Source organism: Paraburkholderia caballeronis, from assembly GCF_900104845.1.
GTDB classification, from domain to species: Bacteria; Pseudomonadota; Gammaproteobacteria; order Burkholderiales; family Burkholderiaceae; genus Paraburkholderia; species Paraburkholderia caballeronis.
Genome location: NZ_FNSR01000001.1, coordinates 2364429 through 2390458, shown reverse-complemented (window position 1 = coordinate 2390458; position 26030 = coordinate 2364429). Strand labels below are relative to the sequence as shown.

The following is a 26030-nucleotide window of genomic DNA, read 5'->3' as shown; positions in this document are numbered from 1 at the left end:
CCGCCTCGATGCGTTGTGCCGTTCCCGCCGCTCAATATCCGCGCAGCCGCGTCCGTGCCGTCGCCGGCATCACGTGGCTCAACCGCAGCACGCCGGCCAGCAGATCCTTGCACGCGCTTTTCGTGCCCTTCGCCCACACGTCGCCGTTCCGGTAGCCGCCCGACGACAGGATCGCGGCGAAGCGCCGGGACCGCTCGATCACCGACGTCGCGTTGTACAGCTCGATGCGCTCGCGATACAGCCGCGCGTATGCGCGATAACGTTCCGCGCCGGCGCGCGCGGCGGCCGCATACGGCGACGACGGATCGGCGGCGATCGCGTCGAGCACCGCCGCGCGATGTTCGCAGCCGGTCGCATGGTTGGCCCAGCGCGGCAGGCATTCGAACAGGTAGTGCAGCGCCTGCGCGGCCGACGACGCGCCGGCCCAAGTGGTCCGCGTCGCGGTGTTCGTGTGCCGCCGGTAGTGCGCGAGCGGCGCGTCGATGTACAGCACCGGCCCGAGCGCGTTCGCGAGGAAGAAGAACCACTGGTCGTGGCCTTCCTTGCTGCTGCCGTCGTTGAAGTCGATCGACCGCTGCCACAGCGGCTCGAATTGCGCGAGCCGCCGGTCGAACAGCAGCGTGAAGCCGAGCCCGTATTTGAGCGGGTCGATCGAGAGCGGCGGATTGTCGGGCTGCGCGAGCGCGTCCTTCGCGAGCGTGTCGATCTCCGCGAGCGCGCTGTCGGTGACGATCGCGTTGTGCGACAGCAGCAGCGCATCGGACGCGTCGAGCCGCGCCATGCAGCGTGCGAGCTTGTCGTCGAACCACACGTCGTCCTGGTCGCAGAACGACACGAAGTCGGACTTGCACAGGCTGACCGCCCTCATGAAGTTGGCGCGGTAGCCGAGGCGCTCGGCGTTCGCATACACGCGCACCGGGAACGGCGCGCGGTACGAGAAGTCGGCCAGGATGTCGAGCGTCGCATCGGCCGAACTGTCGTCGGTGACGACCAGTTCGGCCGGCGGACGCGTCTGGCGCGCGAGACTGTCCAGTTGCGCGGCCAGGTACTTTTCGCCGTTGCAGGTGGCCATCGCCACAGAGACGGACTTCATCGGTGGACCTCTTCGTGAATGGCGCGGCAAGCGTTCCGGCCTGTTGCGCGATGCGCGACCGGCCGGCCCCGTGATTCGCCTGCCGCGTCCGGCCGGGCGCCGTTGCGGACAGCGTGTCGTGCGGCGCGCAAAAGGCCCGCGGCACGGCACGCTTCGTCATCTTAGCGGCGCGGTGCCGGCCGATTCCGCCGCGAGTCCTTCGCGGTCCGCCATCGACGGCGAAGATGCGCCGTTACGTGCGGCCGGCCGCATCCGTTTCGCGCGTGGCGGCGCACGATGGCTGCGTGGCGGGGCATGACGGAACAGCCTGGCTACGCTTGCGCCAGAAGCGGCCGCGCCGGCGCGCGCGCGGCCCGCGACACTATTCGACAGACGCGCAACCGGCTGGCGTCGCGGACCGGACGCCCGTCATCGGCCGCGCCTATGCGGCCGATGACAAGGCAGGCAACGGGAATCGGGCTATGGAAATCCAGGTGTTCGGAGTGCTGGTGGTGTTGTTCGGCATGCTGACGCTGAACATGTCATACCAGTGGTCGATCTACGCGTTGATCACGTTCGCGCTGTTTCCGGCCGCGGCGGCGATCAACCTGTCCGCGATCGGCGTCGGTTTCCCGCCGATGACGCTGTTTCTCGCCTTTTTCGCGCTGCGCGCGTTCAACCTGGGCGGCGGCGAGACGCTGATGAAGCCGCTTCGATCCGGCCGGCCGGGTTTCTGGTTCGCGTGTTTGTGCGTGTGGGTGATCATCGGCGCGATCCTGCTGCCGCGCGCGCTCGCCGGCTCGACCTACGTGTTCGCGATGGACCGCTCGGCGCTCGATCCGAACGCGCCGGGACTGCGCCCGCTCGGGCCGGTGTCGGGCAACCTCACGCAGTCGATGTACTACACCGCCGAACTGGTGCTGTATTGCTGCACTGCCGTGTTCGTCACGCGCAAAGGCTGCTTCGGGCATATCGCGAAGGCGTTCATGCTCGGCACCGCGATCGACGTGCTCGCGGCGGTCGTGGAGATCGCGTCGCACGCGGTCAATGTCGACGTGCTGCATTTCGTCAAGACCGCGAACTATGCGATGCTCGACGGCTCCGAACTGGGCGGCCTGATGCGGATCACCGGCACCTTTCCCGAGTCGTCCAGCTACTCCGCGTGCACGGTGCCGCTGTTCGCGTTCACCGCGAGCTTGTGGCTGCTCGGCTACAAGACGCGGATCAACGCGCTGCTCGCGCTCGGCAGCGGGCTGATGCTAATGCTGTCCACGTCGGCGACCGCGTATGTGGGGTTTGCCGGTTATCTCGCGGTGCTGCTGCTGAGCCGCACCGAGAAGGTCGCGCCGCGCAGCCGCGCGCGCAAGCTGCGGCTGTGCGTGGTGATGGCGTCGTTCGGCGTGATGGCCGCGATCTACGCGGTGCTGTTCCGGCCGGACGTGATCGACGCGCTAGGCGACTTCTTCCAGGCGACGATCCTCAACAAGGCGAACAGTTCGTCCGGCGTCGAGCGCAGCAACTTCAACACGCAGGCGCTGCAGAACTTCGTCGATACGTTCGGCCTCGGCGTCGGGATGGGAACGGTGCGCGCGTCGAGCTTCATCGTCGTGCTCGCCGCGAATCTCGGCGTGCTCGGCATCGCCGGGTTCGGCGTGTTCCTGTGGCAGTCGCTGTACGCGCCGATCCCGCGCGACTGTCCGCTCGACGACCGGGTGATCTGTTACGCGTGCCGGCAGGGGATGCTCGCGACGCTGGTCGTCACGTCGGTGTCGTCGTCGTCGTGCGATCCGGGGCCGTTCTTCTTCATGTTCGCGGCCGCGTCGGTCGGATTGCCGATCGTCGCGCGGCGCAGGGCGGCGGCGGCCCGCCACGCGGCGGGACCGCTCGCGCAGGCGGGCGGGCTGATTGCGCAGCAGCCCGGAGCGGCGCCTGCGCTGCCCGGCGAACGGCAGCCGTCGCGCGTGCCGGCGTGGCCCCGAAGCTGGCGGGACGTGGCGGGCGAAGGGCAGCAGTAGGGAATTCGCGATCCTTAGCAAAGTCCGCCGGCCCATCGGCGAGCGTGCGCGGCACGATAAGGAATGCAGTTCGCCTTGCCGCGCCGTCGCCATTTTAAACGTTCAGCTAAAGATTCTTTCAATTGGGCCGTTATCCTCGCTGGAGAGCGGGGTTGTCTTCGCGCCGGTGCGCGCATTCGTGGCGAACGGTCGTCCGGTTCGAGGCCGGCATCGTCTTCGCCAGTCCGGGCTTCGACTCCTTTCGTTCCGTCCTTCCGGTCGCGCGGGTTAGGCGGCCTCATGCTGCGGGCCGCGTGGCTCACGGCGCCTGGCTGAACCATCTCGGGCCGGCGGGCGGACTCTCCGTGGTTCCTGGCGCGGCAGGCCGAAGTGCTTCACTCCGGCCTGCCGCGCTGCATGCCTGCGCGTCGGGGGACGTCCGGCAGCGGATGGAACCGGTTTGCTGCGCGTGACGCAGCCGTGGTCTGGTCGAAGCCGTTCGCGCGGTGCGCGCGTCGCTTCGGAAAGAAGTTAAAAAAAGCGCGCGGGGAAACGTTTGCTTCCGCGCGACGATGAATCGACTGACGCAAGAAGGAGTGGGACCGATGCGCCTGAATAGTCTCAACGCGAAGTTGCAGGTCGTAGTGGCGGCCGTCTGGGCCGGGCTGATCGCGATCGCGATCCTGTGGGTGTACACCAACCGCGCGACGATGATGGAAGGGCAGCGCGCCGACCTGACGAACGTCGTCGATTCGGCGGTGAGCATCGCGGAGCATTACCGCAAGCTCGCCGATAGCGGCGCGATGCCGGTCGACGATGCGAAGAAGGCCGCGCTCGAACAGTTGCGCGCGATCCGCTTCGGCGCCGACGGTTATATCCCGATCATCGATTCGAAGCCGAACATGGTGCTGCTCGCGACGAATCCGTCGCTCGAAGGCAAGTACATGGGCGACGTGACCGACCCGGACGGCGTCAAGCACTTCCGGCGCATCGTCGAGGTCGCGAAGGAGCCGGGCAAGGGATTCCTCACCTATTACTGGCCGAAGCCGGGCGCGACGGAGCCGACCGGCAAGCTCACGTACATCCACTATCTGCGCGAGTGGGACTGGTTCATCTGCGCGGGCGTGTACGAGGACGCGATGACCGCGGCCTTCCACCGGAACGTGCTGCGCGCGGTCGGGCTGGTGCTGGTGATCGGCTTCGCGCTGACCGCCGTGCTGCTGCTCATCATCCGCAGCGTGCGCCAGGGGCTCGGCGGCGAGCCGGCCTACGCATCGGAAATCTCCGCGCGCATCGCCGGCGGCGACCTGACCGTGGACGTACAGACGCGTTCGCGCGACCAGTCCAGCATGCTGTACTCGATGAAGCAGATGCAGGAGCAGCTTTCCAGCACGATCGCGCGCATTCGCGCCGGCGCGGAGTCGATCACCGGCGCGTCGCAGGAAATCGCGGCGGGCAACTCGGACCTGTCGCAGCGCACCGAGGAGCAGGCGGCGTCGCTGCAGGAGACCGCGTCCAGCATGGAGCAGCTCACCCAGACGGTGAAGCACAATACCGACAACGCGCGCCAGGCGAGCCAGCTCGCGACCAACGCGTCGGGCATCGCGGGCGAGGGCGGTGAAGTCGTGTCGAAGGTCATCGATACGATGCGCAGCATCGCGGATCGCTCGGACAAGGTGGTCGACATCATCGGCGTGATCGACGGCATCGCGTTCCAGACGAACATCCTCGCGCTGAATGCGGCGGTGGAAGCGGCGCGGGCCGGCGAGCAGGGCCGCGGTTTCGCGGTGGTCGCGTCGGAGGTCCGCGCGCTCGCGCAGCGTTCCGGCGCGGCGGCGAAGGAAATCAAGGCGCTGATCGAGGATTCGGCCGGCAAGGTGAGCGAAGGCACGCAGCTCGTCGAGCGCGCCGGCACGACGATGAGCCAGATCGTGCAGGCGATCCAGCGCGTCACGGACGTGATGAACGAGATCGCGGCGGCGTCGGTCGAGCAGTCCACCGGCATCGATCAGGTGAACCGCGCGATCGCGCAGATGGATCAGGTCACGCAGCAGAACGCGGCCCTCGTCGAGCAGGCCGCGGCCGCCGCGCTGTCGATGCAGGAGCAGGCGGTGGCGCTGAAGGATGCGGCGGGCGCGTTCAAGCTGAAGGGTTGATGCCGTAGTGCCGTAGTGCGATGGGCTGCGTGGTTGGCGGTGTAATCGCGCGTGCGCGCCGTTCGTTGAAGTGAAGGACGGTGCGCACGCGCGTTGTTTTATGCACGCGGCGTTCGATGCGAACGCCGCGTTTCGGGTTTCCGCCGCAGCGGCGCCACGGCGGCGGGAAAACCGCTTACTCGTTGCTGCCGCCGGAGTTCTTGCCGAGCCAGCCAGCGATCACGCCGGCGATCTGGTCGCTGTTCTGCTCCAGCATCATCATGTGCGCGTTGCCGTGAACGCCGACGTCCGCGAGCCGGATGTGCGTGTTCGGCACGCCGGCCTGGGTCAGATAGTCGGACGTGCACTGGTCGTACGTCGCGCGGAACGATGCCTCGCTCGTGACGATCGCAATCGGAATGTTGCGCAGGTTCGGCAACTGGTGCGCCGGTTCCGCCTGGAGCCAGCAGCGCACGAGCCCCGGACCTTCCGCCTTCTTCTGCTCGACGCGCGCGAGCTGCGCCGGGTCCGTCACCGGCGGATCGTAGGTGAGCGGCACGCGGGTCAGCCCCCACGGACGCTCCGCCTTCGCCGTGTTGTAGTGATACCAGTCGTTGCCGCCGGTGAAGACCGGGTCGTAGAACGTCGGGCCGTTCGGCTCGACGGCGACGATCGCCTTGACCAGCTTCGGCCGTTCGTCGGCGATCTTCCAGCCGATCGTGCCGGACTGCGAATGCGTGAGCAGGATAGCGGGGCCGATGCGGTCGAGCAGCGCCGCCGATGCGGCCGCGTTGATTGCTTCGGTTTCCGGAACGTTAGACATCGATTCGACCTGCGACGCCATGAACTGGTCGAACGTCGGATTGCCGACGACGCCGGGGCCGCCTGGCCATTGCGTGTGCAGATGCGCCTGCGGCCACAGGTTGTAGCGTTCCGGCGCGGTGTAGAACTGCTGGTCCACGAGCGCCGAGCCGCGCGCGTACGAGCCATACGCCGAAGGATACTGACCGGAACGGCCGCGGCCGGCCTGATCGACCACATACACCGTGTAGCCCTGCGCGACGAAGTAGTCCGCCCAGCCGCGCCGACCGTCCGGCGTGCCCAGATAGTTGGTGCCGGTCTGATCGGTGCCGTGGATCATCACGATCGGATACGGATGCCGGACGGTCTGCGGAATTTCATACTGCACGAACATCTGGCCGAACATGCGCTGCTGGCCGTTCGCATCCTTCTGGTACTGGCCGCCGACATAGAAATAACCGTGGTCGGCAACCGGCAGCGGCGCGTTTTGCGCGGCGCTCGCATCGACAGCCAGCGACGCCGCGCACAGGAGAACTGAGGAGAGGGCGTAACTGGCAAGTTGTTGTGGTCGTAACATGCTGCTCCTTGACGGTGATGGAAAAGGGCGACGCGCATCAGGCTTTTACCGCGCCAGCATCGTTAACGGACGTAAATGAAAAAAGGTTAAGGGTACGGAAGAAATGGCCGGCAGAGGAAGCGGCGGGAAGGCGGGGCGTGAGTCAGGCAGATAACGAGGATATGCCGGCATCCTGATGGATGAATCGACATCCTGTCTTTATGAGCGAAGCCGCGATATTCGATGCGGTGCAGTGAACGGCAGGCGCGCGTCAGCTTTTCTCGGCGATCTGTTCGGGCAAGGCATCCGCCGTCACGCGGCTGCGATTCGGGACGACGAACAGCCGGTTGCCGATCCGTCGCGCGGTGCCATGCAGCGGCGTATCGACGTACCGGTGCAGCGCATAACCGACCGCCGACGCGCAGACCACCGCGAGCGCGATGCCCGGCGGCGATGTGACGTCGAAGCCGTGCACGACTTTCGGCACCAGCTTGCGCATCGCCTCGACGATGAACGGATGGCTCAGATAGGTTGCGTAACTCGCGTCGCCCAGCAGCACCACCAGCCGGCAGAGCCAGTTGTCGGTGAGCAGCGCTTCGAGGCTCAGCGTGCACAGGATCAGGATCACCGACGGCAGCCCGTTGCTCAACAGCGGCGGGCTGAGCGGAAACAGCCATTCCGTGTACGTCATGAAGCCGTACATCGCGACCACGCCGACGCCGGCGACCGCGAGCGGCAGCCGCAGCCCGCGTTTCCACAGCAGCCACGCGGCGGCGCCGAGCGGAAACTCCAGCATCCGGCCATACGACAGGAACTCGACGATCGCGCTGCGCGACGGCGCGTGTTCCGCGATCAGGAAGATCGTCGCGAGCGCGACCGCGATGAACGCGAGCGTGCGCTTCGGCATCAGCAGCAGCGCGGCTGCGGCGATCAGATAGAACAGCACTTCGTAGTCGAGCGTCCAGCCGACGAACAGCAGCGGATGGATCAGCCCGTTCTCCTTCCGGTACGGGATGAAGAACAGCGAGCGCAGCAGCGAGTCGAGATTCGCGGTCGTCGAATTGAACACGTCGGGCCGCAGCAGCGCGAGCGCGAACACGAGCAGCGTCATCAGCCAGTAGAGCGGCACGATCCGCGTGAAGCGGCCGACGACGAATTCGCGCACCGTCTGCCGGCGCGAGTTCAGCGTCAGCGCGATCACGAAGCCGCTCAGCACGAAGAAGATGTCGACGCGGAATTCCCCGAACGCCGCGCCGCGGGTCGTCGCCAGCACGTGGTGGACGATGACCGTCGTCGCGGCGACGGCCCGCAGCACGTTCAGCGATCTGAGTTTGGCCATGACAGGGGATCGATACCGGTAGGGGACTCTGCGGAGTTTAGTGAATGCATATAGGGTTTGGCCGACAAGATGACCGCCTGCCGCGCCGCGCGATCGACCGTTTGTCAAGCGGCTTTCATTCGCCATGCCGACAGTTGACGTCTGTGCGGTCGCACACGCGGGTTATGCCTGCAAAGGCCCGCGCGTCCCCTGCGGAACACCGATTGGCGGGCGAGGACGGAGCGCGCTCGCCACCATGTTCGATAAGCGTATCCACGCCGGGCGTATCCACGCCGGGCGTATCCACGCCGGGCGCGTCCACGCCGGGCGTATCCACGCCGGACGTATCCACGCCGGACACGCGTGTTGCGCTGCCGTGACTCTCCAGCACGCGGACCGGGTCATGCCAACCCGCCGCGCCGATTCGCCGAACCTCGGGACCGACACGCCATGAATCCACGCCATCCCGCCGCGACCGCGACCGCGCCGGCGCTGCACCGTCCCGTTCACGCGCGCTACATCGACGGCCTGCGCGCCGTGGCGGTGCTCGCGGTGATCGTCTATCACCTGCAGCCGGGCTGGCTGCCGGGCGGCTTCGCGGGCGTCGACGTGTTCTTCGTGATCTCAGGGTTCGTCGTCGCCGCATCGGTCGGCGATGCCGGCTCGATGCGCCTGTCGCGCTTCGCGCTGTACTTCTATGCGCGGCGCGTGCAGCGAATCGCGCCCGCGCTGATCGTCTGCCTCGTCGCCACCGCGATCGTCAGCGCGCTGTTCATCCCGGCCGCGTGGCTCAGCGACACGAACGCGCGCACCGGCACGTTCGCGTTCTTCGGCCTGAGCAACCTGATTCTCGCGCATACCGGCAACGACTACTTCTCGCCGCGCGTCGAGTTCAATCCGTACATGCACACCTGGTCGCTCGGCGTCGAGGAGCAGTTCTATCTGCTGTTTCCGCTGCTGTTCTGCCTGTGGGTCGGCCGCACGCCGCGCCGGCGGCTGTCGGTCGGGCTGTTTGCAGCCGGTTTGGCCGCATCGCTGCTGTGCGCGGCCTGGCTCGGCGCGCGCAACCCGACGTTTGCGTTTTATCTGATCTTCGGGCGCTTCTGGGAACTGGCCGCGGGCGTGCTGCTGTACCAGGCGCTGTCGCTCGCGGGGCGTCCGCTCGGCCGCGACGATCGACCGGCCACGTTCGTGTCGACGCTCGGTCTCGTCGCGTCGCTCGCGCTGCTCGGCGCGGGTTTCGCGGTGCTGCGTCCCGCATGGTTTCCGTTTCCGGGCGCGCTGGCGCCGGTCGCGGGCACGGTCGGCGCGCTGTACTGGCTGCACGGCCGCGCGCCGCGCGCGCTCGCACACCGGCTGCTGATCTCGCGCGCGGCGGTGTTCGTCGGCGCGATCTCGTATTCGCTGTACCTGTGGCACTGGCCGGTGTTCGTGCTGCTGCGCTGGACGACCGGCCTCGATTCGGCGGACGAGCGCCTCGTCGCGCTCGCGACGACGTTCGCGCTCGCGTGGGCGTCGTGGATTTTCGTCGAAACCCCGGTGCGGCGTTCCGCGATGCTGAAGCGCATGCGGCGCGAGTTCGTCGTCGGACTCGGCTTCGGCGCGGTCGCGGCCGGCGCGCTGGTCGCGTTCGGCATCGATGCGGAGCAGCCAAGGCTGTCGCTGAGCGTTGTCGAGCAGCATGCGGACGACTGGTACGCGTACCGGCCGCTGACGGTCGCGTATGGCGGCTGCCGAGAGAGCTGGGACACGCGGCAACTGAACGGCGGCCTCGTGTGGATCTATTCGCGCAAGGGCTGCGCGCTGCCGCCGCGTCATCTGGGCCGCGTGTTCGTGATCGGCGATTCGCATGCGATGGCGTACAACATGATGCTGCGCGAACTCGCGCTGACGACCGGCGTGCGGGTGGTCGCGTACAACAACGGCGGCTGTCCGTTCGTCGGGCTGCTGCCGCGCGAGCGGCAGGACGCGGTGCGCTGCAAGCCGTACAACGACGCGGCGATCGCGACGATCATCGCGGACGCGCGGGCCGGCGACGTGGTGTTCATGCCGTCGCTGCGCCTGCCGCGCTTCTCGGACGAGTTCGCGCGTTACGACGATGCGCTCGCGCGCATGCAGATGTTCGGCCCCGCCGCGATCGACAGCCGCCGCGCCGGCGAGCGCGACGCGCTGCCGATGCTGCGCGCGCTCGCCGCGAAGGGCGCGCACGTCGTGCTCGAAGCGCCGACGCCGGTGTTTCGCAGCCAGCCGTTCCGGTGCGCGGACTGGTTCGATCGCGGCAATCCGATCTGCACGTCCGGCGACCGCATCAGCCGCGCGGAACTCGATGCGTTCCGCGCGCCGGTGCTCGCGTCGTATGCGCGGCTCGTGCGCGAGGTGCCGTCGGTCAGCGTGTGGGACCCGTTGCCGGTGCTGTGTCCCGGCGCGGTGTGCTCCGCGCATGCGGGCGGCGAACCGCTGTTCTTCGATGGCGACCATCTCAGTGCGTATGCGAACCGGCTGCTGTTCCCCGGCTTCGAGCGGTTGATCGGGCGGCTGATGGGCGGCGCGGAGGTCGGTCCGGCTGTAGGTCTGGCTGTCGGTCCGACAAAAGGCGGCGGTTTCGCGACGACGGCCGCGACGCCGCGAACGGATGCCGCGCATGCGACGACCGGTATCGCGAACGGACCGGTCGTCGGTCCCGCGCGCCGGCCGAAGGCTTGAGCGGCGAACGCATCCGCTGCGAGCGGCCGACGACGCGGCAGGCCGGGTCGAACGAGCCGGCGTTCAGTTCGCAACCCTATGGAATGGCATGCGGATGGCGGCCGCGCCGCGTGTTTCAGCGGGACTGCCGCACGCGCGAGGAACCCGCGCGGGCACGACGCTGGACGCAAACTCATCGCGTTACGAAGCGCCCGCCATAACCCGCCTCGCTACCCGCCCGCGCGCCGCGTTCAGCACACTGCTTCGGCTTGCCGCAGGCTCGGCAGCAGCCGCTCGAATTCGCGCTTCACGATGCCGTAGCATTCGCACGCGCGCGCTTCGAGGCCGTCGCGGTCGAGCACCTTGATGTGGCCGCGGCTGTGATGGATCAGCCCGTCGTTGTGCAGCTTGCCGGCCGCTTCGGTGATGCCTTCGCGGCGCACGCCGAGCATGTCCGCGATCAGTTGCTGCGTGACGGCCAGGTCGTTCGACGCGACGCGGTCCACTTCGATCAGCAGCCAGCGGCACAGCTGGCGCGACAGCGAATGATGGCGGTTGCACGCGGCGGTCTGCGCGACCTGGGTGAGCAGCGCGTGCATGTACAGCAGCATCAGCCGGCGCAGGAAGTCCGAGCGCGCGAACTGCTGGCGCAGCGCCTGCGCGCTCATCCGGTACGCGAAACCCGCGCACTGCACCTGCACGCGGTTCGGCATCGTTTCGCCGCCGGTCAGCACCGGCACGCCGGTCATGCCCTCGCGGCCGACCGCGGCGATCTCGACCGAACTGCCGTCTTCCATCGTCGACAGCAGCGACACGATCGCCGTCGTCGGGAAGTACACGTGGTGGATGCGCTGCGCGGCGTCGCACAGCAACTGCTCGGTGCGCAGATGGACGAGTTCGAGGTGAGGGGCGAGGCATTGCCATTCGCTCGAAGGCAGTGCGCCGAGCAGGTGGTTGCCGTGAAGATCGGATTGAAGGGCAAGCATGGTCTGTGCTCCCGCGAAGCCGTTCTCACGGCTTTATCAGAATGATTCCGGCCGCTGCATGCGGTGCGGTGTCCGCGTTGATCGCGGGAAACGTCGCACTGCGTACAGAGCCGGCCCCGTGTGGCCTTGTGCCGTCGCGTGCTGGCCTGGGTGTTGTGACGGCGTTGTGGTGCTGCGAGCGGGAATCAGCGAGAAGCGTGCCAAGGGCTCGCAGAGCGAATACTGATGCGGCGCAGCGAAACGGACGGGGCGCGACTTTGTATCAAAACGTGAATTTGTGTTTCAGAACTGTACATGCGGCAAAACCAGGAGATGGTCGCGGCCGCCGGAATTTTGGCGGGGCTAAGTCATTGATCGGATGGAATTCTGGGGTCCCTCATCGGGGCTTCGGGCGGGGGCTGCGGCGCGTCGGGAGCACGCGGCAGCGTGATGCGAGTCGGTCCCCCGGATCGTCCGGAAATGATTCAGTTGTGTTTCATCGGCAATGTGCGACGCCGCACGGAGCGACGTTTTGCGAAATTATTACCGCCCGCCCGAAGGCGGTCGAACGGCCGTTCGACGGCCGCGCCGCTTTGCAGCATGCGGGTGTGCGGGCGATCGCGCGTTGCCGGTCCGCTGATCGCGGCCTGCGCGCGCCGAGAGCGCCGGGGTCCGCGCAGCGATGCACGTTTGTATCAACCCCCGGGCGAATGCCCATTTACGCGATCCGTTGATGGAGCCGGCGCGCAGCCGGCGCGCAAGACAGTGTGGCCGCGCGCACGGAACGCGGCGGGCGGGTCTGCTGCAATGCACTCCACGCGCTGGCCGCAGCCGCGACTGCGGGCGCGCATTGCGTTCGCGCCGTCCTTCACCGGAAGAGAGCGGACCTCCCGAACGAGGCCCGTTCCCGCCATTCGAGCGAGGTTCCCTTGTCCGCGAAGAAAGATGCAGCGGCGCTGTACGTGATACAGATCTGCAACTACGTCGTGCCGCTCCTCGCGCTGCCGTATCTGACGAGGACGCTCGGGCCGGACCGGCTCGGGCAGATCGGCTTCGCGCAGGCGTTCATTCAGTTCTTCATTACCGTCGCGGACTTCGGTTTCGACCTGACGGCCGCGCGCAAGGTGTCGATCAATCGCGACGATCCGGTCGAGCGCTCGCGCCTCTACTGGACCGTCACGCTCGCGAAGAGCACGCTCGCGATCGCGTGCGCGGGCCTGATCGGGCTGCTGATCGCGTTCGTGCCGGCGCTGCGCGAGGATCGTGCAGTGATCCTGATCGGTTTGCTGTCGCTCGCGGGCACCGTGCTCAATCCGCTGTGGCTGTACCAGGGCCTCGAACGGATGCCGAAGATGGCGGTCGTGAGCCTCGGCTCGCGCGTCGTGTGCCTCGTGCCGCTGTTCCTGTTCGTGAGGTCGTCGGACCAGTATCTGATCGCCGCGGCGACGCTGTTCGCGCCGCTGCTGCTGTCGGGCCTCTATCTGACCGCGTTTGCGCACCGCAGCGGCATGGTCGCGTCGTGGCAGCGCGTCACGTGGTCCGGCATCCGGGTGCAGACGGCGGACGCGTTCCAGATTTTCTCCGGCTCCGCGCTGACGTTCCTGTACACGTACGCGAACACGGTCGTGCTGAAGTTCGTCTGCGGCAATGTCGCGGTCGGTTATTACGTGACCGCCGACAAGTTGATCAGCCCGATCCGCCAGCTGCTGTGGCCGCTGATCCAGACGATGTACCCGCGCGTGTGCAAGCTGTATGCGGAGGGGCGCGCGCTCCAGGCCGAAGAGATTTTCCGCAAGATCACGCTGGTCGTCGTGTGCTTCAACGCGGCCGCGATCGTCGTCGTGTACCTGTTCGGCGACCGGCTGATCCTGCTGTTCTTCGGCGCGCGTTTCCTGCCCGCGCTGCCGGTGCTGAAGGTGCTGATCTTCCTGCCGCTCGTGCTCGCGATCGCATCGGTGCTGATGCAGTTGCGGCTGCTCGCGCAGGGCGAATTGCGTTCGCTGAAGCGGATCTACGGGATCGGCGCGGCGTTTCATGTGGCGCAGTCGATATGGCTCGTGATGAGCCTCGGCGCGCTCGGCACCGCGATCTCGGTGGTGCTGACCGAGATCGTCGTGACCGCGCTGATCTGGCTGGAGTGCCGCGGCGTGAGCCAGCGTCACGCGCTGCGCAAGCCGGCGCTCGGCATCGGCGACGAGCCGGCGTGAGCGGGTGAGTTATCGCGCTCGCTGCGCCGCAGCGTAATTATGTGAGGAACCTCGCATAGTGGAAACGTTCGTCGCCCAGCGCGGCGAACGGTTTTTCTAGAATTCGACGGGGAGACGGACGGCCGTCTCCGGCAGAGATGAGCGGGCGCGGTCGACGTAGCGGGAACATCACGCCGCCTCGTTTTTTCAGGCATCTTTTCATCGAGGATGCACGCATGGAATTGACGTCCTGGCAGTTCGTCGCATTCGGCGCCGCCGTGATCGTCGCGATCAACGTCAGCGCGAATCCGCGTTATCGCGCCGCCGTGCTCGCGCTCGCGAACGTCGCGTTCATCGGCAGCCATCTGAATGCGCCGCTGCAACTGCTCGCGCTCGTTGCGCTGCTCGCCGGCGGTTATGCGGCCGTTGCGATCGTGCGCCGCTGGACGCATCCGGCCGTCGTCGCAACGAGCATCGCGGCGATCGTGTTCGCGTTCCTGTACCTGAAGCGCTATTCGTTCATGAGCTTCGTTCCGGAACTGCACTTTCCGTATCTGCTGCTCGGGCTGTCGTACATCCTGTTCCGGATCATTCACCTGATCGTCGACAGCGCGAGCGGCGGCATCGAGGAGCCGGTGGACGTGGGCCGTTACTTCAACTACACGTGCAACTTCCTGACGTTCATTTCCGGCCCGATCCAGCGCTTCCAGGACTATCGCGCGGACGCCGATGCAGCGCGCACGCTGAGCGCCGACGACGTCGAGGCGGGCTTCAAACGGGTGATCTGGGGATACTTCAAGATGCTCGCGGTGTCCGCATCGGCGCACGCGATTTTCCTGAAGCTGAGCCCCTCACTGCTCGATCCGGCCGTCGTCGCGTCGCCGTGGCCGTCGGCCGCGCGTTACGCCGCGACCGCGACCGTCTACACGGTGTTCCTGTACTACAACTTCTCCGGCTTCATCGACGTCGTGATCGGCTTCGGCCGGCTGATCGGCCATCGTTTCCCGGAAAACTTCAACCGTCCGTTCGTCGCCGCGAGTTTCCTCGACTTCTGGAGCCGCTGGCACATGACGCTGTCGAACTGGTTCCGCGACTACATGTTCAGCCCGCTGCTCGCCGCGCTGATGAGCCGTTATCCGTCCGCGAAACTCGCGCCGTGGTTCGGCGTGGCCGGCTTCTTCGTCACGTTCATGGTGATGGGCGTCTGGCATGGCGCGACGCCGGTCTTCGTCGCGTACGGCTTCGCGATGGGTCTCGGCGCGAGCCTGAACAAGATGTGGCAGCTGTTCATGACCGCGCGGCTCGGCCGCAAGGGGTATCGCGAGTTTTGCAAGGCGCCCGCCTACCTGTACTTCTGCCGTGGCCTCACGTTCGCGTATTTCGCGCTCGGCGTGACCGCGCTGTGGGTCGACATCGGCCAGCTCGCGCATCTCGGCCGAACGCTCGGCGTCGCCGGCGTGCTCGCGACGTTCGCCGCGCTGACCGTGCTCGGCGCGCTCGGCCTGCTGGCCGGCGACCTCGCGCGCAGCGGTTTCGCGTGGGCGGGCCGCGCGTTCGTCGCGGAACGGCGCGGCGGCATGCGCGCCGCGTTCGCGCTCGCGTGCGGCGTGCTGCTCACGCTCGCGGTGAACACGCTGTTCAACCAGCCTCCCGAATTCGTCTACAGGGCGTTCTGATCATGCGCACTCTTTTCGTCCACAGCGTCAGGCTGCTGTTCGCGTGCATCGTGCTGTACGCGGTGCTGATCCTGATCTCGCTCGCGATCTTTCCGCTGCCCGCGAAGCAGCATGCGTTCGACACCGCGTCCGCGCCGCGCACCGTGTTCGAGACGCAGCAGAAATACCTGGTGCTGAACCGCGAGGCGCTGCGCGCGGAGGGCGCGCGCGTGGTGTTCCTCGGCGCGTCGAACACGGTCGCCGGGTTTCCGGTGCCGCTCGTGCAGTCGCAGTTGCCGGACGCGTCGATCAACAGCGCGGCGCTGAACGGCTCGAACATCACGCAGATTCACGAGGCGTTCGAGCTGACGCGCAACGCGATCGAGCCGCGCAGCCGGCCGCAGACGATCTACGTGATCGGCCTGTGGTACGGCCTGTTCGCGGACGACGCGGTGCGCTGGCCGCACGCGCCAAACGCGCCGATGGAAACGTCGGTCGACACCGAGATGTACCGCTACGGGCTGTATCGCAAGACGGCGGCCGGGCCGGAGCCGGTCGTGCCGGAGCGGCTGATTCCGGCCGCGCGGATCGCGATCTATCCGGTCATCACGCTCGAAAAGCTGGTGCGCGCGGCGACCGGGCCGATGCGCGAGCGTTTCCTCGGCGCGCATCCGACCGATCGCACGGACGGCGACCGCAATGCCTACGTCGCGACCGCGACCGACATGAAGACCGAGATGGACTACTGGATTCAGTCGTTCCCGGACCGCCGGCTGTCCGCGCGGCAGTTTGACGAACTGCGCGCGATGGTGGACGAGGCGCGCGCGGACGGCAGCCCGGTCGTGATCGCGAACCTGCCGATCCCCGCGTGGCATTCGGCGACGATGCACTACGACGCCGACTACGCGGCGCGGATCGACGCGTTCGTCGCGAGCTACCGGAACGACCCGCTCGTTGCGAGCATCGACATGCGCGACATGAACGACGATACGTGGTTCACCGACGAAGTGCATCCGAAACCGAAGGTCGTGCCGCTGTGGATACGGCGCATCTCCGAGCCGCTGAACCGCTTCGTCGCGCGCGTGGACCGTCCGGGGCGCGCATCATGAGCGGGCCGCTGCTGACGTTCCATCATCACGGCCTCGCGGTGAAGTCGCCGGACGACGCGTTCTGCTTCCTGCACACGCTCGGCTACACGATCGGCGGCTCGCTGTTCGATCCGTTGCAGCGCGTGCGGCTCGCGCTGTGCACGCACGATGCGATGCCGACCGTCGAGGTCGTGTGGCCCGGCGATGGGCCGTCGCCGATCGACCGCATCCTGCGCGGCGGGCCGTCGATCTATCACACCTGTTATGCGACGCCCGACGCGGCCGCGTGGATCGAATCGGTCCAGCAAGGCGGTGTCGACATCGTCGAGATTTCGCCGCCGACGCCGGCGATCCTGTTCGGCGGCCGGCACGTGTCGTTTCATTTCGTGTCCGGCGTCGGCGTCGTCGAACTGCTGCATCTGGACACGGCCGCGCGGCCGGACCGCGCGGCGTCGTCCGAAGCGCCGGCGGCGGACCTGTCGAAGCTGTTGAACCTGTCAATCCTCACTGGAGGTACAGCATGACCGATCACGCGATCTACGAGCAGCTCCGGCCCATTTTCGACGACGTGTTCGACGCGGGCGACGTCGCGCTGGCCGCCGGCACGACCGCCGACGACGTCGACGGCTGGGACAGCCTGAACCACGTGCGGCTGATGCTGGCGGTGCAGAAACGCTTCAACGTGAAGTTCGCCGCGCACGAGATCGGCGCGCTGGAGAACGTGGGCGAACTCGTCGCGCTGATCCGCAGGAAGCTGCCGCAGGCGCACGCGTGAGGAGCCGACGATGAGCGCGTCGCTTTATCTGGAACTGGGCTGGCTGCCGCGCGCGCCGGCCGACTTTACGCGGCGCTGCCGCGCACTTGCGAATTCGACGGAGCCGGCCGACGAACCGGCGGGCGAAGCGATCGCCGCGCTCGCGCGGCACGCGCTCGACGGCGCGCAACTGAACCGCCTCGCCGGCGTGATCGGCGGCGCGCTCGCGAACGGCCGCGATCTCGCGCCGCTCGTGCCGCTGACGCTCGGGCTCATCTGCAACGCGACGACCGATACGCTGCGCGCGGCGCTCGTCGCGACGGCCGCGCGCCACGGTTTCGCGCTGAACTGCGTGTGCGCGGGCTACAACCAGGTCGTGCAGGACGCGCTGTCGCCGACGTCCGCGCTGAACCTCGCGCGGCCCGATCTCGTGCTGCTCGCGCTCGACCATCGCGCGCTGCCGATGCAGCCGATGCCCGGCAACGACAGCGCGAGCGCGGAGATGATCGAGGCCGCGTTCCAGCACGTCGATCTGGTGGTGCGCGGCGTGCGGCAGAACAGCGGCGCGGTCGCGCTCGTGCAGACGCTCGCGCGGCCGCCGGAGACGTTGTTCGGCAGTCTCGACTACCGCACCGCCGGCACGTGGCGCACGTTATGCGAAGGCTTCAACCGGCGGCTCGCGGACAGTCTCGACAACACGCCGAACCTGCTGCTCGACGTCGCTGGCCTCGCGGAGACGGTCGGCCTCGCGGCGTGGCACGACCCGTCGGTCTGGAACCTCGCGAAGCTGCCGTTCGCGGACGACGCGCTGCCGCTGTACGCGGACCACGTGTGCCGCGTGATCGCGGCATGGCGCGGCCGCAGCCGGCGCTGTTTGATCCTCGATCTCGACAATACCGTGTGGGGCGGCGTGATCGGCGACGACGGCATCGACAACATCCGGATCGCGGAAGGCGACGCGGTCGGCGAGGCGCATCGTTGCGTGCAGGCGGCCGCGCTCGCGCTGCGCGAGCGCGGCGTCGTGCTGGCGGTGTCGTCGAAGAACGACGACGACGTCGCGCGCGGTCCGTTCCGCTCGCATCCGGAGATGATGCTGCGCGAGGAGCACATCGCGGTGTTCCAGGCGAACTGGCAGGACAAGGCGACCAACATCACCGCGATCGCGCGCGAGCTGTCGCTCGGGCTCGAATCGATGGCGTTCCTCGACGACAACCCGGCTGAACGCGGCCTCGTGCGCGGATTCACGTCGCAGGTGTTCGTGCCGGAAGTCGGCGACGACCCGGCGCTGTTCGCGCGCACGCTGTCCGCCTCGGGCGCGTTCGAGGCGACGCTGTATTCGGACGAGGACCGCGCGCGCGCCGGCTTCTACCAGGCGAACGCGCGGCGGATCGCGTTGCAGCAGCAGGCCGGCGATCTCGACGCGTATCTGCGCTCGCTCGACATGGAGATCGTGTTCAGGCGTTTCGACGCGTCGGGCCGCGCGCGCATCGCGCAGCTGATCGGCAAGTCGAACCAGTTCAACCTGACGACGCGGCGTTATTCGGAGGCCGACGTCGAGGCGTTCGAGAACGATCCGGACTGCGTCGCGTGGCAGATCCGCCTGAAAGACGTGTTCGCGGACAACGGGATGATCTGCGTGCTGATCGCGCGGCCGCGCGACGGCGCGCTCGCGATCGACACGTGGCTGATGAGTTGCCGCGTGCTCGGCCGCAAGGTCGAGACCGCCGTGCTGCAAAAGCTCTGCGCGCATGCGCAGGCGGCGGGGCTGCGGACGATCGTCGGCGAATACCGGCCGACCGCGCGCAACCGGATGGTCGAGCAGCACTACGCGAACTTTGGTTTTGCGCTGGCCGGCACGCGCGCCGACGGCAGCACATGGTGGGCGCTCGATGCCGACCACGCGCCCGATGACGTGCTGCCGATGCGCGTGGTCGATCTGACGCCCGACGCCCGGGCGTTGAACGACGCGTAGGCGGTGGTTAAGGCGGCTTCGAGAGGTGTCGGGTGTGGCCCGCATGACGATGCCCCGGTTTCGATGCCGGGCCGTTGCATGCGGGCTTTTTGTTGCGGGTTGCGGGTTGCGGCGAGGCTGACCGGGAAGGGCGCTGCGAACGAGGCGCCGTCACGTCAACACCGAACCCCTCACGCGCGGCTCCTTCCGCTGGAACCATGCGAGCAGCGGCCGTTCCGCGACGACATGGAGCCCATGGGCGAACACGACCGCGCCGCACGCGATGACGAACGCGGCGGCGTAGAGCGTCGCGGAGCCATGGAACACGCCGGCCTTGATCGTACGCGCGAACGCGATCATCAACAGCCCGTGCGTCAGGTACAGCACATACGACGAGTCGCCGAGCGCGATCAGCGCGCGTCCCGTCGTGCCGCCGATGCCGTTCGTCATCGTGAACGCGGCGACCGCGAGCGTCGCGGGCAGACCCCACGCCCACCAGCGCAACGACGGCCGCAGCCCATAGGTCGCTGCGTCCGGCGACGCGGCCGACGCCCAGTACAGCAGCACCGCGCAGACCGCCAGCAGCAGCCACGCGGCGCGCCGCTTCGGCAGCTTCGGCGCGGCCCAGCCGAGCGCGATGCCGAACACGAACTCCGCGACGATCGGGTTGCCGTAATAACCGCCCTGAATGCGCGCGCCCGCCGCGTTCAACGCGAACGGCAGCGCGACGAGCAGCGCCGCGATGAACAGCGTGCGGCGCTTCTCCCACGGCAGCAGCAGCGCGGCGGTGCAGACCAGATAAAAGTAGAACTCGTAGACGAGCGTCCACGACACGCCCCAGATCATCCCGCCCGACGTGGTCGGCGGCAGCAGCAGCATCGACTGGAGGAGCCGCGGCCCGTCGATCGACATGCTTTTGAACAGCGCGCCGGTCCACCACAGCGCGACGACGAGCGCGAGACACGCCCAGTACGGCGGCATGATGCGGCTCACGCGGCGCACGAAGAAGCGTTTCGGCGACGTCGAACGCGAGAAGCCGCGCGTCGTGTGCCACATCACGAACCCGCTGATCACGAAGAACACATCGACGCCCGATGCGCCGACGCGTTCGATCGCAGGCGTCAGATGCGCGAACGGGCTCGCGGATGCTTCTTCGAGGATGTGATGGACGAGCACCGCGAACGCCGCGAAAAAGCGCAGTTGTTGCAGGCCCTGGAGCCGGGAAGGACTGGACGTGGACATGGCGGGGGCGGTCGGTGATCGGCACGGAAGCGTTCGCAGCGATTATAGGAGCGGCATTCCGGCGCCGCGCGCAGTAGTCGCCGCGTTGTGCGACCTCGCGTACCAACCGCGATGCCGGTCGCGCGGCGAAGATGAACCTCGCCCGCCGAAGCATCGCATCGGCCGCCATGCGCGAGTCCGAACGAATCAGTGTGGGCGCGCGAACGGAACGCGATTAACGGCTTTGCTCCAATGCGTCATCGGCCTGTGCGGCGCGTCGGTTGTCGCGCGCGCGGCCGGTCGAATTCGACAGCACGTCCGTCGCCCCGCACCGGAGACCCGAATGAACGACCTCGCATTGCCCGTCGCGCTGCACGCCCCCGCGGACGAAACGCGGACCGCGCTCCATGTGCAGCCCGTGATTCTTGCCGGCGGGTCCGGCACGCGCCTGTGGCCGCTGTCGCGTGAGCACTGCCCGAAGCAGCTGATCGATCTGCTCGACGACGAATCGCTGCTCGAAGCGACGCTGCGCCGGCTCGACCGCGTGTACGCGAACGCGCAGGCCGCCGCGCCGCAGCCGGTCGCGAAGGCCGCGACGCTCGTCGTGTGCAGCGAGGAACTGCGGCATCAGACGATCGAGCGTCTCGGCCGCTGCGCCACGCCGACGCGGATGATTCTCGAACCGGTCGCGCGCAACACCGCGCCGGCGCTGACGGTCGCCGCGCTCGTCGCACTCGCGTCGGCGGAGGAAGGCGTCGATCCGGTGCTGATCGCGACACCCGCCGATCATCTGTTCGCGGACACTGCCGCGTTCGCGGCCGCGCTCGAAGCGGCGGTCGAACACGCGGCGCGCGGCGCGCTCGTCACGCTCGGCGTGCCGCCGACGCGCGCGGAAACCGGCTACGGCTACATCCGCACCGGCGGGACGCTCGACGCGAACGGCGCGCGCGGCATCGACGGTTTCGTCGAGAAACCCGACCGCGAACTGGCCGAGCATTACGTGAATTCGAAGGCCTACTGGTGGAACAGCGGCATCTTCGTCGTGCGCGCATCCGTATGGCTCGATGCGATCGGCCGCTGCTGCCCGGCGATCGCCGCCGCGTGCGCGGCGTCGTTCGAGCACGCATCGACGGACGGCGACGGCGCATTGCATCTCGCGTGCGACGCGCTGAGCGCGTGTCCGTCCGACTCAATCGACTATGCGGTGATGGAGCGCATCGGCGCGGACCTGCCGGTCGCGGGCGTCGTCGTGCCGCTGATCGCGGGCTGGTCCGACGTCGGCGCGTGGGACGCGGTGTGGCAGCTGTCGCAGAAGGACGCGGACGGCAACGTCGCGCGCGGCCGCGTGCTGCTCGAAGGCACGACCGATACGTTCGCGCACTCGGATGGCCGGCTGGTCGCGTGCGTCGGCGTGTCGGGCGTCGTCGTGGTCGAGACCGCGGACGCGGTGCTGGTCGCCGCGAAGGACCGCGTGCAGGACGTGAAGGCGGTCGTCGGCAAGCTGAAGCAAATGCGCGGCGCTGAGGCGAACGATCATCGCAAGGTGCAGCGGCCGTGGGGCTTCTATGATTCAGTCGACAGCGGCGAGCGTTTCCAGGTGAAGCGGATCGTCGTGAAGCCGGGCGCGCGCCTTTCGTTGCAGATGCATCATCACCGCGCCGAGCACTGGGTCGTCGTGCGCGGCACCGCGCTCGTCACGCGCGGCGACGAACGCTTCCTGCTGAGCGAGAATCAGTCGACCTACATTCCGCTCGGCGTCACGCACCGGCTGGAAAATCCGGGTAAAACGCCGCTCGAAATCATCGAGGTGCAGTCCGGCTGTTATCTGGGCGAGGACGACATCGTGCGCTTCGACGACCAATATGGGCGCGCGCCGCACTGAAGTTCACGGGTCTGCTGCGCCATCGTGGGGCGCACGTTACATGAATGAAACGTTTTGTCAGAGGGATAACCCTGTCAGGAGGTTTCCTGGCTTGGCATATCCTTTGCGAGCGAAGCAACGTAACGGCTGAACTGCGGGTTGAACTGCGCGCTGGCGGTCGCCGATACGTGAGATCTCTCCGGCAAGTGGGCGACAGGGGCAGGCAAACGGATCGGGGAGGAGAGCGATGGACGAACACGGCAACAAAGACCGTTCGCTGGTCAGCAAGGTCATGGACGGGCTGGTGGCCGGCATCGTGGAGAATCGCTACGGCGTGATCCTGCCGCCGCAGGACGTGTTGTCGCGCGAGTTCGACGTGAGCCGCACGGTGATGCGCGAGGCGCTGTCGATGCTGCTCGCGCGGCACATGCTCGACGTGCGGCCGAAGATCGGCACGCGCATCCGGCCGATGCGCGACTGGCGGATGATCGACGAGGACGTGGTGTCGTGGCGGTTTCGCGCGAAACCGGACAAGACGTTCCTGCGCGACGTGCTGGAGTTTCGCGCGCTGATCGAACCGGCCGCGTGCGCGCAGGCGGCCGCGCGCGCGGGCGCGGTCGAGATCGCGGGAATCCGCGACGCGTTCGACGCGCTGCGCGAGACGCAGCCCGGCGAGGCCGGTCACCAGTCCGCCGACGAACTGCTGCACGCGCGCATTCTCGCCGCGAGCGGCAACCAGTTCTTCCAGCAGATGGCCGCGATCATTCGCGGCGCGCTGACGCTCGTGAATCCGATCCTGAACCGGCGCGAAGGGGGCTGGCAGGACGTCGTGCGCGCGCATGCGCGCATCGTCGACGCGATCGAGCGGCGTCAGCCGCAGGAGGCGGAAGCGGCGTCGATCGCGATGATCGCGTACACCGCCGACGAACTGAAGCGCGCGTTCGCGCCGGAGCCGGTCGAGCAACGCTGATACAGGCCGCGTCGTGCGCAGCGCACGGTCGTTGCGTCGCGCGCTTATTTTTCTGCCGCCGCGCGTCCGGCGTCGCGGCTTCTTTCATACTGCTGTCGTTCCGTTCTTCGCAAACGTCTCGGCGTTGATTTGCACTTGCCCGCCCGGCCGGTTATCGTGCGTGGTTTCGAATCCAGGCAGACAGGCAGGCAACGGATGACCGACACCGACATTCGACCCATACGCTGGGGACTCATCGGCGCGGGCCGCATCGCGCATCGCTTCGCGCAGGGTCTCGCCCACGTGCCGCACGCGAGCGTCGGCGCGGTGTGGTCGCGCCGCGCGGAGCCGGCCGACGCGCTCGCGCGCGAACACGGCGCGCTCGCCTGCGCAAGCGTCGAGGCGCTGTTCGCGAGCGGCATCGACGCGGTGTACGTCGCGACGTTGCAGGACAGTCACGCGGACTACGCGATCGCCGCGTTGCGCGCGGGGCTGCCGGTGTTGTGCGAAAAACCCGCGACGATCAACGGCGCGCAGCTCGAACGCGTGCTCGATGCGGCGCGCGACGCACAGCGGCTTTTCATGGAAGCGATGAAGACGCCGTTTTATCCGCTGTACCGGCGCTTGCGCGAGCACCTTGCGCGCGATCCGGTCGGCGACGTCGGCCTCGTGCGCGCAGGCTGCTCGGTTGCAAACGTGCCCGCGTCGCATCCGTCGTTCTCGTTCGAGCATGCGGGCGGCGCGCTGCTCGACATCGGCGTGTACGAGATGTTTCTCGCGACCGACTGGCTCGGCGCGCCGCTCGACGTGCAGACGATCGGCCGTCTCGGGCCGACCGGCGTCGATACGTTCGCGAGCCTGAATTGCCGTCACGAGCGCGGCATCGCGCAGCTGTTCTGCGGGCTCGATCTGCACGGTTACGGCGATGCGCTGCTCGCCGGGCCGCTCGGCCACGTGACGATCCACGCGAACTGGTGGAATCCGGTGCGCGCGACGATTCGCTACGCGGACGGCCGTATGGTCGAACTCGACGAGCCGTTCGAAGGCGGCGGCCTCAACTACGAGACCGCGCACTTCTGCGACCTGCTGCGCGCGGGCGAGCGGGAAAGCCCGGTTGTCACGCACGACACGTCGCGCCGGATGATCGCGATGGCCGACGCGGCGCGCGCGGCGCTGGGGCTGCGGTTTGCGGGGGAGTAGACCGCTTCGGCGACGCGCGGGCGGTCAGGGCCGCCGACGCGCGCGGACCGCACGAGTCCGCGGCCGCTGCATCAATGCCTCGACGGCAGCGCGAGTCTGCGTTCGAACCAGTGCTGCACCCATTCGAGCACCTGGCACAGCACCCAGTAGACCGCGGCGGCGGTCAGATAAAGCGGCAGCGGCTGATAGGTGGACGCGATGATCTCCTGCGCGCTGCGCAGCAGTTCGGTCACGGTGATCACCGATACGAGCGACGTGTCCTTGATGAGGCTGATGAGACTGTTCGACAGGCTCGGCACCGCGATGCGCAGCGCTTGCGGGCCGATCACGTAGCGCAGCGTCTGCCGCCGCGACAGGCCGAGGCTGTATGCGGCGAGCCACTGGCCGCGCGCGATGCCGAGGATCGCGCCGCGCATGCTCTCGGACAGGTATGCGGCGACGTTCGCGGACAGCGCGATCACGCCGGCCGGCGTCGGGTCGAGCGAGATGCCGACGCCGGGCAGCCCGTAGTAGATCACGAAGATCTGCACGAGGAGCGGCGTGCCGCGCATCACGCTCACGTACACGCGCGCGACGCGCGGCAGCACGCGGTTCGTGCTGATGCCCATCAGCGCGAGCACGATGCCGCCCGCGAGGCCGAAGATCATCGACAGCACCGCGAACTTGACCGTCAGCACCGCGCCCTGCGCGAGCACCGGCAGCGACTGGATGATGAGCGTAGTGGTGGGCATGGTCGGGGGATCGAAAGGGCGGTCGGAGAAGCGGCGCGCGCGCCAGAAAAGCGAAAGGCGGCATCGACGGATGCCGCCTCGCGCTACACGTCACGCGCCGCGCACGGTCATTGCGCGGCGGGTTTCGTCACGTCGATGCCGAACCACTTGTCCGAGATCTTCGCGAACGTGCCGTCCGCTTCGAGCTGCGCCATCGCGTCGGCGATCGCCTTCGCGAACTTCGGGTTGCCCTTGCGGAACGGAATGCCGGACGGGTTGCCGCTGCCGACGATCGCGCCGGTGCGCAGCGGCAACTGCGAGTTCTTCAGCAGGTACGCGAGCATCAGGCGGTCGTTCAGCGCCGCGTCGATGCGGCCCGCCGCGAGGTCGCGCAGATATTCCGGCGCGCCCGGATAGGTGCGCACGTCGATGCCCGGCACGGCCTTCGCCATGTCCATGTAGTTGGTGCCGAGGCCGACGCCGAGCTTCTTGCCCTTCAGGTCGTCGAGCGACTTGAACTGGCGCGTGTCGTCCTTGCGCTGGATGAGCTGCGCGGCCGAGTACGTGTACGCGGGCGAGAAGTCGAGCGCCTGCTTGCGCGGCTCGGTGATGCCGACCTGGTTCACGATCACGTCGAACTTGTTCGCCTGCAGGCCGGCGATGATGCCGCTCCATTCGGTCGTCACGAATTCGGGTTTCACGCCGAGCTTCGCGGCGACGGCCTTCGCGATGTCCACGTCGAAGCCGACCAGTTGACCGTCCGGGCCTTTCGAGTTGAACGGCGGGAACGTGCCTTCGAGGCCGATACGTAGCGTGCCGCGCTGGTGGACCTGGTCGAGCAGGTCGTCCGCGTGGGCGCTCGCGGCGGTGAACGACGCGCCGATCAGCGCGACGGCGAACAGCTTCTTCAGCAAGGCGAATTTCATCGTGGT

The 26030-nt window shown here is 67.8% G+C and carries 19 protein-coding genes; 12 read left to right on the top strand and 7 right to left on the bottom strand.

Annotation, left to right across the window (positions count from 1 at the left end; all coding sequences use genetic code 11):
• Positions 1 to 31 precede the first annotated feature (31 nt).
• Positions 32 to 1093 carry a glycosyltransferase gene (locus tag BLV92_RS10685; RefSeq protein ID WP_090544686.1) on the bottom strand — a complete coding sequence of 354 codons (1062 nt, stop codon included), beginning with the start codon at positions 1091 to 1093 and terminating at the stop codon, positions 32 to 34.
• A gap of 461 nt (positions 1094 to 1554) precedes the next feature.
• On the opposite strand from BLV92_RS10685, the gene BLV92_RS10680 reads away from it, so the two are divergent.
• The gene (locus BLV92_RS10680) at positions 1555 to 3087 is read left to right on the top strand and encodes an O-antigen ligase family protein (protein WP_090544684.1); all 1533 of its coding nucleotides are present in this window, start codon (positions 1555 to 1557) and stop codon (positions 3085 to 3087) included.
• 584 nt (positions 3088 to 3671) lie between these two features.
• Positions 3672 to 5222 carry a methyl-accepting chemotaxis protein gene (locus tag BLV92_RS10675; protein ID WP_090544682.1) on the top strand — a complete coding sequence of 517 codons (1551 nt, stop codon included), beginning with the start codon at positions 3672 to 3674 and terminating at the stop codon, positions 5220 to 5222.
• A 175-nt stretch (positions 5223 to 5397) separates the two neighbouring features.
• Here the strand turns inward: BLV92_RS10675 and BLV92_RS10670 are convergent, their stop codons facing one another.
• Complete coding sequence (locus BLV92_RS10670; RefSeq protein WP_090544681.1) at positions 5398 to 6579, bottom strand: alpha/beta hydrolase; 1182 nt, start codon at positions 6577 to 6579, stop codon at positions 5398 to 5400.
• A 250-nt stretch (positions 6580 to 6829) separates the two neighbouring features.
• Positions 6830 to 7897, bottom strand: a complete 1068-nt coding sequence (locus tag BLV92_RS10665) for an acyltransferase family protein (RefSeq protein ID WP_090544679.1) — start codon at positions 7895 to 7897, stop codon at positions 6830 to 6832.
• Positions 7898 to 8326: 429 nt separating this feature from the next.
• Between BLV92_RS10665 and BLV92_RS10660 the strand changes: the two genes are divergently transcribed.
• Entirely contained in the window at positions 8327 to 10579 is a 2253-nt protein-coding gene (locus tag BLV92_RS10660; protein ID WP_090544677.1) for an acyltransferase family protein, read from the top strand.
• Positions 10580 to 10809: 230 nt separating this feature from the next.
• On the opposite strand, the gene BLV92_RS10655 is transcribed toward BLV92_RS10660, so the two are convergent.
• Positions 10810 to 11544: a Crp/Fnr family transcriptional regulator gene (locus BLV92_RS10655; RefSeq protein WP_090544675.1), complete on the bottom strand. Its 735-nt coding sequence runs from the start codon at positions 11542 to 11544 to the stop codon at positions 10810 to 10812.
• Between the two features lie 908 nt (positions 11545 to 12452).
• Between BLV92_RS10655 and BLV92_RS10650 the strand changes: the two genes are divergently transcribed.
• From BLV92_RS10650 to BLV92_RS10625, 6 genes are all read left to right on the top strand, one after another.
• The gene (locus BLV92_RS10650) at positions 12453 to 13730 is read left to right on the top strand and encodes a flippase (RefSeq protein WP_166676588.1); all 1278 of its coding nucleotides are present in this window, start codon (positions 12453 to 12455) and stop codon (positions 13728 to 13730) included.
• A 215-nt stretch (positions 13731 to 13945) separates the two neighbouring features.
• Positions 13946 to 15385 carry an MBOAT family O-acyltransferase gene (locus BLV92_RS10645; RefSeq protein ID WP_167627013.1) on the top strand — a complete coding sequence of 480 codons (1440 nt, stop codon included), beginning with the start codon at positions 13946 to 13948 and terminating at the stop codon, positions 15383 to 15385.
• Positions 15386 to 15387: 2 nt separating this feature from the next.
• A complete protein-coding gene (locus tag BLV92_RS10640) occupies positions 15388 to 16473 on the top strand; it encodes an SGNH/GDSL hydrolase family protein (protein WP_090544669.1) in 1086 nt (361 codons plus the stop codon).
• Positions 16470 to 16976, top strand: coding sequence for a VOC family protein (locus BLV92_RS10635; protein ID WP_090544667.1), 507 nt, complete (start codon positions 16470 to 16472; stop codon positions 16974 to 16976). Before BLV92_RS10640 ends, BLV92_RS10635 begins: the two co-directional genes overlap by 4 nt.
• Positions 16973 to 17227: an acyl carrier protein gene (locus tag BLV92_RS10630; protein ID WP_090544665.1), complete on the top strand. Its 255-nt coding sequence runs from the start codon at positions 16973 to 16975 to the stop codon at positions 17225 to 17227. The genes BLV92_RS10635 and BLV92_RS10630 overlap by 4 nt, the downstream gene beginning before the upstream one ends.
• 10 nt (positions 17228 to 17237) lie before the next feature.
• Positions 17238 to 19178: an HAD-IIIC family phosphatase gene (locus BLV92_RS10625; RefSeq protein WP_090544663.1), complete on the top strand. Its 1941-nt coding sequence runs from the start codon at positions 17238 to 17240 to the stop codon at positions 19176 to 19178.
• Positions 19179 to 19328: 150 nt separating this feature from the next.
• Here BLV92_RS10625 and BLV92_RS10620 read toward each other — a convergent pair whose 3' ends face one another.
• Entirely contained in the window at positions 19329 to 20399 is a 1071-nt protein-coding gene (locus BLV92_RS10620; protein WP_090544661.1) for an acyltransferase family protein, read from the bottom strand.
• Positions 20400 to 20721: 322 nt separating this feature from the next.
• On the opposite strand from BLV92_RS10620, the gene BLV92_RS10615 reads away from it, so the two are divergent.
• From BLV92_RS10615 to BLV92_RS10605, 3 genes are all read left to right on the top strand, one after another.
• Positions 20722 to 22260 carry a mannose-1-phosphate guanylyltransferase/mannose-6-phosphate isomerase gene (locus BLV92_RS10615; protein ID WP_090544659.1) on the top strand — a complete coding sequence of 513 codons (1539 nt, stop codon included), beginning with the start codon at positions 20722 to 20724 and terminating at the stop codon, positions 22258 to 22260.
• 226 nt (positions 22261 to 22486) lie between these two features.
• Positions 22487 to 23209 (top strand): FadR/GntR family transcriptional regulator, encoded by a 723-nt coding sequence (locus BLV92_RS10610; RefSeq protein ID WP_090544657.1) that lies wholly within the window; start codon positions 22487 to 22489, stop codon positions 23207 to 23209.
• A 195-nt stretch (positions 23210 to 23404) separates the two neighbouring features.
• Positions 23405 to 24388: a Gfo/Idh/MocA family protein gene (locus BLV92_RS10605; RefSeq protein ID WP_090544655.1), complete on the top strand. Its 984-nt coding sequence runs from the start codon at positions 23405 to 23407 to the stop codon at positions 24386 to 24388.
• Positions 24389 to 24459: 71 nt separating this feature from the next.
• Here the strand turns inward: BLV92_RS10605 and BLV92_RS10600 are convergent, their stop codons facing one another.
• Both BLV92_RS10600 and BLV92_RS10595 read right to left on the bottom strand, forming a co-directional pair.
• A complete protein-coding gene (locus BLV92_RS10600) occupies positions 24460 to 25119 on the bottom strand; it encodes an amino acid ABC transporter permease (RefSeq protein WP_090544653.1) in 660 nt (219 codons plus the stop codon).
• A gap of 107 nt (positions 25120 to 25226) precedes the next feature.
• Positions 25227 to 26024, bottom strand: coding sequence for a cystine ABC transporter substrate-binding protein (locus tag BLV92_RS10595; protein WP_090544651.1), 798 nt, complete (start codon positions 26022 to 26024; stop codon positions 25227 to 25229).
• Positions 26025 to 26030: the final 6 nt, after the last annotated feature.

Coding starts and splice junctions, on each gene's coding strand:
- BLV92_RS10685 (WP_090544686.1), bottom strand. CDS start 1,093: ATGAAGTCCGTCTCTGTGGCGATGGCCACCTGCAACGGCGAAAAGTAC.
- BLV92_RS10680 (WP_090544684.1), top strand. CDS start 1,555: ATGGAAATCCAGGTGTTCGGAGTGCTGGTGGTGTTGTTCGGCATGCTG.
- BLV92_RS10675 (WP_090544682.1), top strand. CDS start 3,672: ATGCGCCTGAATAGTCTCAACGCGAAGTTGCAGGTCGTAGTGGCGGCC.
- BLV92_RS10670 (WP_090544681.1), bottom strand. CDS start 6,579: ATGTTACGACCACAACAACTTGCCAGTTACGCCCTCTCCTCAGTTCTC.
- BLV92_RS10665 (WP_090544679.1), bottom strand. CDS start 7,897: ATGGCCAAACTCAGATCGCTGAACGTGCTGCGGGCCGTCGCCGCGACG.
- BLV92_RS10660 (WP_090544677.1), top strand. CDS start 8,327: ATGAATCCACGCCATCCCGCCGCGACCGCGACCGCGCCGGCGCTGCAC.
- BLV92_RS10655 (WP_090544675.1), bottom strand. CDS start 11,544: ATGCTTGCCCTTCAATCCGATCTTCACGGCAACCACCTGCTCGGCGCA.
- BLV92_RS10645 (WP_167627013.1), top strand. CDS start 13,946: ATGGAATTGACGTCCTGGCAGTTCGTCGCATTCGGCGCCGCCGTGATC.
- BLV92_RS10640 (WP_090544669.1), top strand. CDS start 15,388: ATGCGCACTCTTTTCGTCCACAGCGTCAGGCTGCTGTTCGCGTGCATC.
- BLV92_RS10635 (WP_090544667.1), top strand. CDS start 16,470: ATGAGCGGGCCGCTGCTGACGTTCCATCATCACGGCCTCGCGGTGAAG.
- BLV92_RS10630 (WP_090544665.1), top strand. CDS start 16,973: ATGACCGATCACGCGATCTACGAGCAGCTCCGGCCCATTTTCGACGAC.
- BLV92_RS10625 (WP_090544663.1), top strand. CDS start 17,238: ATGAGCGCGTCGCTTTATCTGGAACTGGGCTGGCTGCCGCGCGCGCCG.
- BLV92_RS10620 (WP_090544661.1), bottom strand. CDS start 20,399: ATGTCCACGTCCAGTCCTTCCCGGCTCCAGGGCCTGCAACAACTGCGC.
- BLV92_RS10615 (WP_090544659.1), top strand. CDS start 20,722: ATGAACGACCTCGCATTGCCCGTCGCGCTGCACGCCCCCGCGGACGAA.
- BLV92_RS10610 (WP_090544657.1), top strand. CDS start 22,487: ATGGACGAACACGGCAACAAAGACCGTTCGCTGGTCAGCAAGGTCATG.
- BLV92_RS10605 (WP_090544655.1), top strand. CDS start 23,405: ATGACCGACACCGACATTCGACCCATACGCTGGGGACTCATCGGCGCG.
- BLV92_RS10600 (WP_090544653.1), bottom strand. CDS start 25,119: ATGCCCACCACTACGCTCATCATCCAGTCGCTGCCGGTGCTCGCGCAG.
- BLV92_RS10595 (WP_090544651.1), bottom strand. CDS start 26,024: ATGAAATTCGCCTTGCTGAAGAAGCTGTTCGCCGTCGCGCTGATCGGC.